This window comes from Streptomyces sp. NPDC029169 (assembly GCF_055563935.1).
This window is the reverse complement of sequence record NZ_JBVHXA010000012.1, coordinates 71001-84770: the sequence shown is the minus strand read 5'-3', so window position 1 is coordinate 84770 and position 13770 is coordinate 71001. Positions and strand designations below refer to the sequence as shown.

At 71.5% G+C, this 13770-nt stretch carries 13 protein-coding genes and 1 pseudogene; 3 read left to right on the top strand and 11 right to left on the bottom strand.

Annotated elements, in window-relative coordinates; genetic code table 11:
- Positions 1-7 precede the first annotated feature (7 nt).
- Complete coding sequence (locus ACZ4VI_RS22350; protein ID WP_468001644.1) at positions 8-1054, bottom strand: hypothetical protein; 1047 nt, start codon at positions 1052-1054, stop codon at positions 8-10.
- Positions 1055-1307: 253 nt separating this feature from the next.
- Here ACZ4VI_RS22350 and ACZ4VI_RS22345 point away from each other — a divergent pair.
- Positions 1308-1514: pseudogene (locus ACZ4VI_RS22345) on the top strand (transposase); the annotation flags it as partial.
- A 6-nt stretch (positions 1515-1520) separates the two neighbouring features.
- On the opposite strand, the gene ACZ4VI_RS22340 reads toward ACZ4VI_RS22345, so the two are convergent.
- From ACZ4VI_RS22340 to ACZ4VI_RS22320, 5 genes are all read right to left on the bottom strand, one after another.
- The gene (locus ACZ4VI_RS22340) at positions 1521-3263 is read right to left on the bottom strand and encodes a hypothetical protein (protein ID WP_468001642.1); all 1743 of its coding nucleotides are present in this window, start codon (positions 3261-3263) and stop codon (positions 1521-1523) included.
- A gap of 443 nt (positions 3264-3706) precedes the next feature.
- Positions 3707-4735, bottom strand: a complete 1029-nt coding sequence (locus tag ACZ4VI_RS22335) for a 6-phosphofructokinase (protein ID WP_468001640.1) — start codon at positions 4733-4735, stop codon at positions 3707-3709.
- An 88-nt stretch (positions 4736-4823) separates the two neighbouring features.
- The gene (locus tag ACZ4VI_RS22330) at positions 4824-5504 is read right to left on the bottom strand and encodes a response regulator (RefSeq protein ID WP_468001638.1); all 681 of its coding nucleotides are present in this window, start codon (positions 5502-5504) and stop codon (positions 4824-4826) included.
- Entirely contained in the window at positions 5501-6712 is a 1212-nt protein-coding gene (gene macS, locus ACZ4VI_RS22325; RefSeq protein ID WP_468001637.1) for a MacS family sensor histidine kinase, read from the bottom strand. Before macS ends, ACZ4VI_RS22330 begins: the two co-directional genes overlap by 4 nt.
- Positions 6713-6739: 27 nt before the next feature.
- On the bottom strand, positions 6740-7486 hold the full coding sequence (locus ACZ4VI_RS22320; protein ID WP_468001635.1) for a lysophospholipid acyltransferase family protein: 747 nt from the start codon (positions 7484-7486) through the stop codon (positions 6740-6742).
- A 210-nt stretch (positions 7487-7696) separates the two neighbouring features.
- On the opposite strand from ACZ4VI_RS22320, the gene ACZ4VI_RS22315 reads away from it, so the two are divergent.
- Positions 7697-8479, top strand: a complete 783-nt coding sequence (locus tag ACZ4VI_RS22315) for an alpha/beta hydrolase (protein WP_468001633.1) — start codon at positions 7697-7699, stop codon at positions 8477-8479.
- Positions 8472-9083, top strand: a complete 612-nt coding sequence (locus ACZ4VI_RS22310; protein ID WP_468001631.1) for a hypothetical protein — start codon at positions 8472-8474, stop codon at positions 9081-9083. The genes ACZ4VI_RS22315 and ACZ4VI_RS22310 overlap by 8 nt, the downstream gene beginning before the upstream one ends.
- Before the next feature lie 376 nt (positions 9084-9459).
- Here the strand turns inward: ACZ4VI_RS22310 and ACZ4VI_RS22305 are convergent, their stop codons facing one another.
- The 5 genes from ACZ4VI_RS22305 to ACZ4VI_RS22285 all read right to left on the bottom strand — a co-directional run bounded on the left by ACZ4VI_RS22305 (position 9460) and on the right by ACZ4VI_RS22285 (position 13763).
- Positions 9460-10203, bottom strand: coding sequence for an endonuclease/exonuclease/phosphatase family protein (locus ACZ4VI_RS22305; protein WP_468001629.1), 744 nt, complete (start codon positions 10201-10203; stop codon positions 9460-9462).
- A gap of 73 nt (positions 10204-10276) precedes the next feature.
- On the bottom strand, positions 10277-11218 hold the full coding sequence (locus ACZ4VI_RS22300; protein ID WP_468001627.1) for an ROK family glucokinase: 942 nt from the start codon (positions 11216-11218) through the stop codon (positions 10277-10279).
- A gap of 66 nt (positions 11219-11284) precedes the next feature.
- Positions 11285-11776, bottom strand: a complete 492-nt coding sequence (locus ACZ4VI_RS22295; protein ID WP_468001625.1) for a DUF5304 domain-containing protein — start codon at positions 11774-11776, stop codon at positions 11285-11287.
- A 41-nt stretch (positions 11777-11817) separates the two neighbouring features.
- Entirely contained in the window at positions 11818-12933 is a 1116-nt protein-coding gene (locus ACZ4VI_RS22290; RefSeq protein WP_468001624.1) for an ArsA family ATPase, read from the bottom strand.
- A gap of 386 nt (positions 12934-13319) precedes the next feature.
- Positions 13320-13763, bottom strand: coding sequence for an SRPBCC family protein (locus ACZ4VI_RS22285; protein ID WP_468001622.1), 444 nt, complete (start codon positions 13761-13763; stop codon positions 13320-13322).
- Between the last annotated feature and the right edge of the window lie 7 nt (positions 13764-13770).

Sequence of the window (13770 nt, the reverse complement as noted above, 5' to 3'; positions counted from 1 at the left end):
CCGCAATTCACCAGAGGGTGAGCTGTGGACTGCACGCGGTGCGGGGACCGGGCGTTCCGGCGTGGTCGCGCACGGGGCGCGTCTCATCCGGGGTTGCTCGGTTCGGCTGTCCGGCGGTTCGGGGAGCAGAGGCACCACGTTGCCGTGGTACTGCCGCGCGGCCAGGACCCCGAGGGGTGTTCTGGCTCTGTGTGGTTGACTCCCACAGCGCTTCTTCCAGCGCTTCTGAGTATGTGATCTGGGCGTTCCTGGACGCGGTGGTGTCCAGGAACGCGGTCTTCGGGTCGTCCACGTCTTCGAAGCGGACGAAGGCGGCGAGGGCTGCGGATACGAGGTCCCGCTTGCCGACGAGGCCGCACGCGATGCACTTCTGCTCGCGGTCCCGGAGGGTCTTCTTGACGCGCTCGCCGCACAGGCAGTGCTGGGACAGGGCCGTACTCCACGTTGAGGCCCGGACCAGCCGCCCGCCCGCCGCTTCGCACTCCACCTTGAGCGCGGAGATCAGCATGCCCGGCGTGGTCTGGGACAGGCGCTTGCCCCACAGCCGGTACCAGGTGCGGATGTCGCAGTCCTCGGCCACCAGCACGGGGCCGTGGGCGGTAATGATCTCCCGCGCCACCAGGCGGGCGCGGTGACGGCGGTGCTCGGCGATCGAGGCGGCATGTTCGGCCTGGCGGGCACGCTGGTCGCGGTAGTTGGCGGACAGCCGGTCACGGCGGAACGCCTGCTTCGGCACCCCATCGGACCGTGCGGCGCGGGCACCGCCGGGAACCGTCACCGTCTTGGGCTTGAGGCCCTTCTCGGCGCGCTGGGCGGCGCGCTTGGCCTGCTTCTTCGACAGCCCGTACTGTCCGGCGTTCGTCGCCCTGCGGGAGCGCTCCAGCGCCCTGGCTCGACCGCGCCGCTTCTTCGCCTGCTTCTCGATCAGCGCCTGCTCGGCGTCGGTGAGCGCAGCCGCGACGACTTCCCCAAGGCCGTGCAGGTCGGGCGCGCCCCGCTGTGCCCATTGACCGACTGGACGCCTGGCGGGGGGATCAACCGACCCTTCCCGCACGGGAAGTAGGTGACCTCATGGGTTGTCGTGTTCGTCCGCGGCGAAGATCGACATCACCAGCCTGCGGCCCCGCTCGCTGCCGCACTGGACCGCATCCTCGACCGGCTCACTCCGCTGGTCGCCGGGCTCCGCGAACCACGGGGCGGCCCCCGCTCGGACCTGTGGGTCGTGGATGGCACACTCATCCCCGTTGAGGACCAGTCGCAGACCAAGCACTCCAAGAACCACCGGCGCACGGCTCGTATGGGCGCTCGGAGTGAAACCGCTGATCGCCCGCCGTGGCACCGAGCACGGCTCCGGCCTGGGCGCCCAACGCTGGGTCGCTGAACGCGTCTTCGCCCACCTTCATGGGTTCAGCCGCCTGCGCATCCGCTGGGAGGTCCGCGACGACATCCGCGAAGCCTTCCTCACCCTCGGATGCGCACTCATCTGCTGGAGGCGCCTGGAGTCATTGGATGAGGAATTCTTAGGGCATGACCGCGCCGTAGATGTTCTGGTCCCGCCCACCGACGTCCGGGCAGGCGTCCGGTCCCCACGTCCCGTCGGGACTCTGCGTGCGGCACTGGTGCACATCAAAGCCGTCCGTGCCGTCCTCCTGGTATCTCGGATCGATGCCAGCGACTGTGTCGCGTTGATCGGTCCAGGCCATCAGCACGGTCGTGCCCGAGGCGGCGATGTAGTTGTAGTCGCCGAAGAACGGCAGATCGGTGTCGAAGAACTGCTCGTACTGGGGCATCGTCGACTGCGTGGAGACCTGGCTGACGGTCCAATTCGCCCCGCTGTTCGTGGAGGTCGCGTAGAAGCTGTGGAGTCCGGTTCCGGTCGAAACCGCACCTGGCGGGTTGGCGCTCACCCACCGGTTCGAGATCGGCACGGTACGGAAGTCGCCGCCGCTGGGTCCGCTCGCGGTGTCGGCGCGGCTGTCCTGCCAGACGGCGTGCAGACGGCCTGAGTCGGCCGCGATGTCGGGGAAGATCTGGTGGCCGACGGCCTGCGCATCGAGCCGTTGCGGCGCGCTCCAGCTGTTTCCGCCGTCGCTCGTCCGCAGGAAGTAGACGGCCGACTGGCTGCCGGTGCCACTGCCGACCGTTCCATAGGTCGTGCCGGTAGCCGTCAGCGAACCGGGCACCGACCCGTCGTAGACCATGAACGCCTCGTCGGGATTGCCAGATGCTGTGGGATCGGCCGTGATGCGCACCTGGCTGCTGCCCCGGGAGAACACGTAGCCGGACTGACAAAGGAAAGCGCCGTCGCCGCAGTTGCGGGGGCTTCCGGTCGCTGACACTGGTCGGTCCGTGGGCTCCCAGGCGACGAACGGCGTGGCGACCTGCGGTCTGGTGAACGAGCGGCCACCGTTGGTCGACTTCACCCAAGCGACCGCGTTGTCCTGCGTCTGGCCGTTCTCGGCGTCGAACTCGAATTGGCGCCAGGCGGCATGGACACTGCCATCGCGCGTCACCGCGACGTCACAGAACTGGTTGCCGTGCGCCGAGTCGGAGATCCTGGTGTGGGTGAACGTGCGCCCCTGGTCGGTCGAGCGCGAGAGGTACACCGCGCTGTTGGATCCGCTACGGGTGGAGCGAGTCCAGCAGACGTAGACGTTCCCCTCGTGCGGGCTGTCGGCGCCCCGGTCGACCTCGATCTGAGGCTTGTGGTGGACGAGGCCGCCGCCGCTCGGGTTCGGGGTTTGCGCGACGACAGTCGTGTGGCGGTAATCGGGACTTGGTCCCGAAAGCCAGTCGTAGCGTGCGACCCAGAACGAGAGGTTGGGACTGTCCGGGCCTCGTGAGGCGGCGCCTGCGTAGTAGAGGTGGCCGGCGTTGTCCCAGGCCTGAGCAGGGTCTGCGAAGTGGTTGAAGCGACGTACGAACAACGGCGATGCCTGACCCTCGGCCGAGGTGTCGGTCGGGTAGCCGGGCACCAGGCTGTTGGTCCATGTCTGTCCGCCGTCGGCGGAGTAGTAGAACCCGGCCCACGTGTCTCCGCCGGTCGTCGCTCCCGCGCAGGAGTCGTTGGCGCCGGCCGTCATCAGTTGCGGGTTGTGCGGGGCAACGGAGGCTGCCGGCTCGTTCTGCTGGCGGTTGTTGACCGAGCACGAGGCGATTGTCGGGTCGGTGCCACCGTCATGGCGGACGTAGGCGCGATCGGAGACCTTCACGTCCGCGGCCGCCGGCGAGGCAAGCAAGGGGCCGACGCACAAGGCGAGCACGCCGATACCAGCCGCACGAAGTCTGTGCGGCAGCCCACCAGTACTCCGACCACAGAAACCCACGGCAGTCACCTCTCTCTAGGACTGCCTGAATTCTTCGGCTCCGTCGTGCTCGGGCTAACGACGGATCAAAAGAATCAGTCTCTTGGCGCCGGGTACCGCCCAATCAGCCGAGCGAGGTTTTCCTCAGCGAAATTATTTTCTTGAAGTGATGTGCGCCTTCCACTGGGGGCTGAAGTTGTACCTCGTGTGACGCCAGGCGCCTCCAGCAGAAGGTGGGCGAACGCCACCGGGCCGCCACCCTGACCGGCGGCAACCCCAACGACGTCACCCACCTGATCCGACTCCTCCAGGCGTCGCCGATGTGACCGACGACGCCCTCCGCATGACGGGCCCGGAACCAGACGATTCCGGCGACTGTACGACCCCGGGGAGCGGTCCGCTCAGCCGAAGAAGACGCCCACCTCCGCGTACAGCGCCGGGTTCACCGTCTTGAGCCGGGCCGTGGCCTCGGAGATCGGGACGCGGACGATGTCGGTGCCTCGCAGAGCGACCATCTTGCCGTAGTCGCCGTCCCGCACCGCGTCGATGGCGTGCAGCCCGAAGCGGGTGGCGAGAAAGCGGTCGAAGGCGCTCGGTGTGCCGCCGCGCTGCACATGCCCGAGCACGGTGGTCCGGGCCTCCTTGCCCGTCCGCCGCTCGATCTCCTTGGCGAGCCACTCGCCCACGCCGGAGAGCCGGACGTGTCCGTACGAGTCGAGCGTGCCGTCCTTGAGGACCAAGTCACCGTCCTTGGGCATCGCGCCCTCGGCGACCACGACGATCGGGGCGTACGAGGCCTTGAAGCGCGAGGTGACCCAGGCGCAGACCTGGTCGAGGTCGAAGCGCTGCTCGGGGATGAGGATGACGTTGGCGCCGCCCGCGAGACCGGAGTGCAGCGCGATCCAGCCGGCGTGACGGCCCATCACCTCCACCACCAGGACCCGCATATGGGACTCGGCGGTGGTGTGGAGGCGGTCGATGGCCTCGGTGGCGATGCCGACGGCGGTGTCGAAGCCGAAGGTGTAGTCGGTGGCGGAGAGGTCGTTGTCGATGGTCTTCGGGACGCCGACGCAGGGGATGCCGTACTCGTCGACCAGCCGGGCCGCGACGCCGAGGGTGTCCTCGCCGCCGATCGCGATCAGGGCGTCGACCTCGCACTTGGCGAGGTTCTCCTTGATGCGGCGGATGCCGTGTTCGGCCTTCAGGGGGTTGGTGCGGGAGGAGCCGAGGATGGTGCCGCCGCGCGGCAGGATGCCGCGGACGGCGGGGATGTCGAGCCGTACGGTGTGACCCTCCAGCGGACCGCGCCAGCCGTCGCGGAACCCGGTGAACTCGTAGCCGTACTCCTGGACGCCCTTGCGGACGATGGCGCGGATGACCGCGTTGAGACCGGGGCAGTCGCCGCCCCCGGTCAGTACGCCGACGTGCATGGAGCTCTCCTTCGCCGTGACGGACGGGGTGTCCGGCCCACGCTAGTAGTGACGTGGGTCACTCCGACACGGCATGAAGAGTGAATTGTCAGGCGTCGTCGAGGCCGCGCTCTATGGCGTACCGGACGAGCTCCACCCGGTTGTGCAGCTGGAGCTTGCCGAGCGTGTTCTGGACGTGGTTCTGGACGGTCCGGTGCGAGATCACCAGGCGCTCGGCGATCTGCTTGTAGCTCAGGCCCTTGGCCACGAGCCGCAGCACCTCGGTCTCGCGCTCGGTCAGCTGTGGCGCCTTGGGCTCGTCGGCGCCGGCGGCCGGGAAGGGCTCGGAGGCGAGCCGTCGGTACTCGCCGAGGACCAGGCCCGCGAGGCCGGGCGTGAAGACGGGGTCGCCGACGGCCGTGCGGCGTACCGCGTCGATCAGCTCGGCCGTGCTGGCCGACTTCAGCAGATAGCCGGTGGCGCCGGACTTGACCGCCTCCAGGACGTCGGCGTGCTCGCCGCTCGCGGAGAGCACCAGGACCCGCAGCGAGGGGTCGGCGCCGACCAGCTCCTTGCAGACCTGGACCCCCGGCTTGGCGGGCAGGTTGAGGTCCAGGACGAGGACGTCGGGGCCGACCGCCCCGGCCCGGCGCACGGCCTGCTCGCCGTCGCCCGCGGTGGCCACCACGTCGAAACCGGCCTCGGCGAGGTCGCGGGCGACCGCGTCCCGCCACATCGGGTGGTCGTCGACGACCATCACCTTGATCTGCTGCTGTTCCTGCTCGCTCATCTCGTTCCCGCCTTCCCCCGTGTGTCCCTCGGGACCTTCAGTTCGACTTCCGTGCCCTGGCCCGGTACCGAGATCAGCTCGGCCGTGCCGCCCAGTTCCCGCAGCCGGCCGCGGATGGAGAGCGCGACGCCCATCCGCCCCTCGCCCTCGGCCTGCGCGAGCCGCCCCTCCGGGATGCCCGGGCCGTCGTCCCGTACCGTCACGATCACCTCGTCCGGCCAGTCCTCGACCAGGATCCACGCCTGGGCCTCGTCGCCCGCGTGCACCCGGACATTGTCCAGGGCGGCGCCGACCGCGGCGGCCAGTTCACGGGCGGCGGGCGGCGGCAGCAGGACGGGGGCGCCCGGGTCCGCGAGCGTGATCCTCGCCCCGGCGCGCGGGGCGAGGAGGGCGCGCAGATCGACCGGGGAGTCGTCGTCCGGCTCCTCGACGACGCGGACCACCGCTCCCTCGGACTCGTCCTCGGAGACCAGCGACGGCCGGGTGAGACCGCCGGCGACCAGGGTGCGCAGCGCGACCTCCTGCTCCCCCGCCATCCGGCCCAGCTCGGCGGCCTCGCCGCCCAGGGCGGTGCCGCGCCGCTGCACCATGGCCAGGACCTGGAGGACGCTGTCGTGGATGTCCCGCGCGAGGCGTTCCCGTTCCCGGGTCGCGGCCTCGATCTCCAGGGCGCGGGCGAGGGTACGCTCGGAGGCCCGGGCGACCTCGACGACGTACCCGATGGCGATCGACGCCACCCAGACGAGCAGCACGTTGTGGAGTGTGTCCCGGGTGGGGTTGCCCCGCTCGATGATGTTGGCGACGGCGACCAGCGAGGAGGCGAAGCCGGCCCAGCGCCAGCCGCCCTTGATCGCGTACGCGAGGACGGCTCCGGCGGTCCATATCGACGGCAGGGTGGGGCTGTCCATCGTCCGCGCGTGCTCGTCGGCGAGCGGCGTCAGCAGGATGCCGGTGAGGGCGAGGGTGAGGTCGGCGACGAGGAAGCGCTTGGTGCAGCCCGCCGCGTTCGCCACCTTGGGGAGGGTCGCCAGGGTCCAGACGCACATGACGGCGAGGAAGGCGATGGCGACCGAGGGCCGTTCGTAGCGGTCCCGGCCGAAGACGAAGATCAGGACGGCGTAGATCATCGTCCCGACGCGGTACGCCATGAGCGCACGCCACAGCGGCTGCTCGACCGACATGCGCACGACACGCTCGCGCTTGGCCATCTCCCCCACCCCGAACAGACGCGGCGCTCAGTAGCCGGACTTCTGCCGTTCCTCGATCTCTTCCTTCACGGCCTCCTTGGCCGCCTTCTCCGCCTCCGCGATCTGCCGCTTGGCGGCGGTCGCGTAGATGTCGACGTACTCCTGGCCGGACAGCTTCATGATCTCGTACATGACCTCGTCGGTCACCGAGCGCAGGATGAAGCGGTCCCCCTCCATGCCCTGGTAACGGGTGAAGTCCAGCGGCTTGCCGATCCGGATCCCCGGGCGCATCAGCTTGGGGACGACCTTGCCGGGCGGCTGGATCTTCTCGGTGTCGATCATGGCGACCGGGATCACGGGCGCGCCGGTGGCCAGGGCCACGCGCGCGAGGCCGCCGGGCTTGCCGCGGTAGAGGCGGCCGTCGGGCGAGCGGGTGCCCTCGGGGTAGATCCCAAAGAGCCCGCCCTTCTCGATGACCTCGATACCGGCCTTGATCGCCGCCTCGCCCGCGCCGCGGGCGCCGGAGCGGTCCACGGGGAGCTGGCCGACGCCCTTGAAGAAGGCGGCGGTGAGCTTGCCCTTCACACCGGGCGAGGTGAAGTACTCGGCCTTGGCGATGAAGGTGACCTTGCGGTCGAGGACGGCGGGCAGGAAGAAGGAGTCCGAGAAGGACAGGTGGTTGCTCGCGAGGATCGCCGGCCCCTCGGCGGGAATGTTCTCGAGGCCCTCCACCCACGGCCTGAAGGCGAGCTTCAGTGACCCTCCGATGGAGAACTTCATTGCGCCGTAGATCAACTCGAGTACCTTCCGTGTGCTGTGAGACTGACCTTATCCCGCCTTTTCCCGCCTGCCCGCGCCGGTGCGGCCGTGGGCGGGCACCTTCGTGCGAACGGCCCTGGTCGTGTGTCGGTCCGGTCGCGTACCGTGAAGGCCTTCCCCTTTTTCGCCGTCGCTTCGTCGAAGCCTCGCCCTCCTCGAAGCCGAACCCCCGAACAGGAGATCCAGGTGCCGGTCCTTCCTGGAGCTGAGCCGTACCGCCACGAGGGCGGCAAGGTCGGCGTCCTTCTCTGTCACGGATTCACCGGTTCCCCGCAGTCGTTGCGCCCCTGGGCCGAGTACCTGGCCGAGCGCGGACTGACGGTGTCGGTGCCGCTGCTGCCCGGGCACGGCACGCGCTGGGAGGACATGGCGCTCACGACCTGGCACGACTGGTACGCGGAGGTGGACCGCGAGCTCCGGGATCTCCTCGCCCGCTGCGAGCAGGTCTTCGTCTTCGGCCTGTCGATGGGCGGGGCGCTGGCGCTGCGGCTCGCGGCCAGGCACGGGGACGCGGTGAAGGGTCTCGTCCTGGTGAACCCGGCCAACAAGGTGCACGGGCTCGCGGCGCACGCGCTGCCGGTCGTGCGGCACTTCGTCCGGTCGACGAACGGCATCGCGAGCGACATCGCCAAGGAGGGCAGGGAGGAGATCGGCTACGACCGGGTGCCGCTGCACGCGGCGCACTCCCTGCGGCAGTTCTTCCGGACCGTGGATGCGGAGCTTCCGCAGGTCACGCAGCCGGTGGTGGTGCTGCACAGCCCGCAGGACCACGTGGTGCCGCCGGCCGACTCGGCGCGGGTGCTCAGCCGGATCTCGTCCACGGACGTACGGGAGCTCCTGCTGGAACAGAGCTACCACGTGGCGACGTTGGACCATGACGCGGAGCGGATCTTCGAGGAGAGCTGGGCGTTCGTCGGCCGGCTCGCTCCGGACGTGGTCGGTGAGAAGGGAAGCACGAGCGGTGGCTGAGCAGCAGGACGGCGAGCGCGAGCCGCAGCCCATCGACGAGCAGGCGGCCTGGGCCGCGATCGTCGCCGGGTACGGCGAGGAGCCGGCGGACCCGCCGGGGGCGAGGCCGTTCCGGTCGGTGGAGGATCTGGCGCTGCCGGAGCCGGTGGAGGACGAGGACTCCGACGAGGACTCCGACGAGGCTTCCGATGAGGCCTCCGAGGAGGAGGACGGGCCGGCGAAGCCCGCCCTTGGCAGCTCGATCGTCTTCGCCCCCGGGGTGGGTGTCGGAGGCGGCGGCCCGCGCGACTACGAGCTGGCGGACCCGGACGCCGAGTCCGGCGAGGCGGAGGACAAGAAGAGCGACGACGGCGAGGGCCACTTCGTCCCGCCGGAGCCGCCGCCCCTGCCGGAGGCGGACGCGACGACGAAGTTCGCCTGGCTGGGCGTGGCCGGCGGCCCGGTGCTGATGCTGCTGGCCGTGCTGCTCCAGTGGGACATGACGTGGTGGCTGACGACGCTCTGCGTAGGCGGCTTCCTGGGCGGCTTCGCCACGCTGGTCGCCCGCATGAAGCACGACGACGATGACGACCCCGACGACCCGGGCCGCGGCGCGGTGGTCTAGCCGCGCGGGGTGACGGCCCCTGCCACACGAACCGTCCGCGGCCAGCGCCCGGGCGCGGGCTGCGGCCCGCCCGGCCGCGGGCTAGCGGCCGCAGGGCCCGGGGCCGGGGGCTAACGGCCGCAGGGCCCGGGGCCGGGGGCTAACGGCCGAAGGGCCGCAGGCCTGGGGGCAGGCGCGGGCTCCGGGCCGAAGGGCCGCTGGCTGCCGGCCGGAGGCCGTCGGCCCATCGGCCACGGTCACGGCCCCTCCCCCGGGCACCCGCCCGGGCTCCCGCCCAAGGCTCCCGCCCGACCGGCCGCAGGCTAGCGGCAGCAGGGGCCGGGCCGCGGGCTACCGGCCCCAGGCCTCGGGCCCTCCCCCGGGCCCGGCTCGCGGGTCAGGACGATGGGATGCGGACCGCCGCCACGACCGGGAGGTGGTCCGTGGCTGTGCGGAGGTCCGTCGGGGGTAGGTCTTGGGGGACGCCGCAGGCGAGGAATTCGATGCCCGGCGTGGCCAGGATCGCGTCGATGCGCTGGTGCGGGTCCGTGGGGGTCGAGGTGTATTCGCCGCCCCAGGGGCTCACCGCCCAGCCGTCCTGGAGTTCCTTCGCCAGGCGGGTGAAACTCCGGCCGCCGGGGCGCTCGTTGAGGTCACCGGCGACGATCGTGTGCGGGGCGTCCATGGCGGCCACCCGGTCGAGGAGCATCCCGGCCTGGGCGTACCGCTCGTCGCTGCGCAGGCTCAGATGACAGCTGATCAGGCCGACCCGGGCGCCCCCGAACCGTACGACTGCGGTGGCGAAACCGCGCCGGTGCAGGCCGGGGGTCAGGGGGAGGAGGACGTCCTCGGTCTGTTCCACATGAGCCCTCAGTGAGCACAGCAGCAGCGGTCCCGCAGCCGTCGCCCCGCCCGTCAGGACCACCAGGTCCGACTTGGCCGCCAGCCGGGCCGCGTGTTTGCGCCAGCGGAAGAACCGCGGCGCCTCCTGGACGAAGACGACGTCCGGCGCGCAGGCCCGGATGACCCGGGCAAGGGCGTCCTCGTCGTCGCGCATCGAGCGGATGTTGTAGCTCAGGACCCGGACGACGGCCGAACCGTCCGCCTCGGTACGGGAGTTGGGCAGCGGAGTGATCGCCATGGCAAGCAACATACGACACCCGCCCGCCGCTCCCCGGAGGACGCGGCGGGCGGGTGGAGGTGTGCCGGGAAAGCTAGCCCTGGCGGGCCAGGTCCGCCGCGCCCACCAGGCCGGCCTTGTTGCCGAGCTGGGCCGCGAGCACCTGCGCGTGCGGACGCCACTGGCCGCCGATCAGCCAGCGCCGGAAGGACTTGCGGATCGGGTCGAGGACCAGCTCGCCCTCGTCGGAGACCCCGCCGCCGACGATGAAAGCCGACGGGTCGAAGAGCGAGGCGAGGTCCGCGAGACCCGCGCCCGCCCAGCGGGCCAGCTCGCGGAAGGAGTCCACGGCCACCGGGTCGCCCAGCCGGGCCGCCGCGCTGACGTGCTTGCCCTCGATGCCCTGGGGCGTGCCGTCGCCGAGCCCGAGCAGGATCTGCGCGCGCTCGGGCGTGGCGTTGGCGCGCTGCTTCGCGTACCGGACGAGCGCGCGCCCGGAGGCGTACTGCTCCCAGCAGCCCTGGCTGCCGCAGCCGCACAGCAGCCCGTCCGGGACGACCCGGATGTGGCCGAACTCGGCCGCGACGCCGAACCGCCCGCGGCGCAGCTTGTTGCCGATGATGATGCCGCCGCCGAGGCCGGTGCCGAGGGTGATGCAGATGACGTCCTCGTGGCCCTTGCCCGCACCGAACTTGTACTCGCCCCAGGCCGCCGCGTTCGCGTCGTTCTCGACGACGACCGGCAGGCCGACCCGCTGCTCGACCTTGTCCTTCAGCGGCTCGTGCCGCCAGTCGATGTTCGGCGCGAAGAGGACGGTGGCGCGCTTGTCGTCGACGTAGCCCGCGGCGCCGATGCCGACGGCCTCGATCTGATGACCCTTGCCGGCCTCGGACACGGCGGCGCAGATCGCGTCGACGATGCCTTCGGGCGTCGGCGGGGTGGGCACCTTGTGCGTGTCGAGGATGTTGCCCTCCTCGTCGACCACGCCGGCCGCGATCTTCGTGCCGCCGATGTCGACGCCGATGGTGAGTCCCATGTGTCCCTCAGTTTTCGGTCGAGCCCCGCTAGGCCCAACCGTACCCGAGGGGGGCGACCGTCCTGATCAGTCCAGGTCGATGTGGTGCCCGGTTCCGGGCCCGTCCTCGTCGCGCTTGGGGTCTTGGCCGGGGTCCTTGCCGGGGTCCTGGCCGGAGTCCTGGCCACGGTCCTGGGCGGGGCTCTTCGGGGTCGCGTCGCGTCGTGGGTCGTCCGGCTCGTCGCGCGTCCAGCGGGTCTCGTGGCCCTCGACCGCCGAGCGGTATGCGGCGAGCAGCTCGTTGCCGGCCGCCGCGAGGTGGTCGAAGACCTGCGGGTTGCGCTCGATGATCGGCTCGACGGCCGCCTTCGCCTGGTTGACGAGCTGCTGCACGGTGCCCTGGGCGGCCATGCCCGTCAGCGGGTTCCGCAGGGTGGAGACCTTCTCGGCGACGGCGTCGAAGAGCTTGCGGAACTCCTCGGCCGCCGAGCCGGGTTCCCCGGCGGCGGCGCGGCGGCGGGCCTTCTCGGCCTCCAGGTCCTCGGCGCACGCCTTGGCCCAGGCGTCCGAATCGCTCATGGCGTACTCCTTACGGCTTATACCGTCGACGGTACACGGCGTCAGGGGGTCTTCGGCCAGAGACCGGCGTCCGGGGCGAACCTGATCCTGAGGTCGCCGTCGACGAGACCGGCGCCGACGACCGTGCAGCGGCGCAGGGCGGCGGGCAGCGGGACGTTGCGGCGGAACGGGCCGACGGTGAGGAGGAGTTCGTCTCCGCGGCGGACGAGGGAGAGCTCGTCCTTGACGGCGCCGGGCAGGGGGATGTGCCAGACGAGGATGCCGTCCTCGGCGCGCCGGTCCTCGACGGTCCACTCGGGGGCCGGTGCGGGTTTCGTGTCGACGGCGAGCAGGGCGAGGTCCTCGGGGCCGCGCGGGTCCCGGCCGAGGTGCGGGAGTGCGTGTACGGCTCCGTCGTGTCCGGTACGGAGCCGGGCCAGGTGCTCGTGCTGCTGGGCGGTGAGCGCGGCGAACCAGGGGTCGGGCGAGTCGGCGGGGAGGACCTTGTTGGCGACGACGGTGTCGAGGGTGAGGCCGTGGAGGGCGAGCCCGAGGCGGGCGGTGCGCAGGGTGCCGGCGGCGGTGGGTCCGGGCTCGACGACAAGGCGGACGGTGGTGGTGGGGGCGTCGACGACGGCCTGGACGGCGGCGAGCTCGGCCTCCCAGCGGGCGGTGGTCTCGCAGAGCCACTGCGCGGGCATGGGGACGCCGGCGAGCTGGGCCAGCATGGGGCGCAGGGCGCGGGCGGCCTGCCGTTCGGGCGGCAGGAGGCGGCGGAGGTAGCGGCGCAGCTGTTCGGGCAGGGCGAGGAGGGCGAGGGCGTCGAGCAGCGGGGGCAGGTCGACGACGACGAGGTCCCGGTCCTGCGCGGCGGCGTCGCGCAGGGCGCGGAGCAGGGCGAAGGGGGCGCTGCCGGGGAGTTCGGTGAGCTCGGCGTCCTCGAAGGGGGTGGCGCCGAGGAGGTCGAGGGCGGTGGCGGAGCGTTCCTGCAGGGCGAGGAACTCGCGCCGGAAGTCGGCGGCGGGGGTGGGGCGGAGGACGTCGACCCCGAGGCCCTCGTCGGCATCGGCCGAAACGAGCAGGACGCGGCGCCCGGCCTGCGCCTCGGCGAGCGCGGCGGCCGCAGCGACGGTGGTCCGGCCGGCCCCGCCGACCCCAGTGACGAGCATGATCCCCATGCCCGGGAACGTTACCCCGCCGGGCGCACGCCTCGACCCGCCCCGGGGCCCGCATTCCCTAGGACCGCCGCCCCACCCTGCTTGCACTCCGGGCGGTGCCCACCCTGGCCCCGGGCTGGGCTGCGCTCCGGGCGGTGCCCACCCTCACCCGCCCCCCGGTTGTGGGCAATCGATCCGCAGGGCGGAACGGGTGGGCACAACCCCACGACGGCGCCGCACCCGTGGGCACCGCAGGCACGGGGAGCCTGGGCCCGGCAAGGGCACCGTCCGTTGTGCCCACCCGTTCCGCCCCAGCGGAACAGATGCCCACAACGGGGTGGAGGTAGGGCGGGCACCGCCCCACGTGGAAGCGCCCTCGGCAGGGCGGCGTCCCCCGGCGAAAAGGCTTACGCGCCCGATTCCACGCGCTTCTTCAGGCCTGCCAGTGCGCGGTCGATGATGACCTTCTCCGCCTTGCGCTTGATCATGCCGAGCATCGGGATCTTGACGTCCACCGTCAGCTGGTACGTGACCTCCGTGCGGTCCCCGCCGCCCGCCGGGGCGAGCCGGTAGGAGCCGTCGAGCGCGCGGAGCATCTGGGACTTCACCAGCGTCCAGGAGACCTCGTTGTCGCCGGTCCACGTGTACGCCAGCGTGTGGTCGTCCTTGATCGCGCCCGCGTCGAGCACCAGCCTGACCTTCCCGGCGCGGCCGGCCGCGTCCTTCTCCAGGACCTCGGCCTCCTTCACCTCGCCCGTCCACTCCGGGTAGCGCGCGAAGTCGGCGATGACGTTCATGACGTCGGCCGGTGCCGCCTCGATGGTGATGCTCGAGCTGGTGTGTTCGGCCATCGCGGTG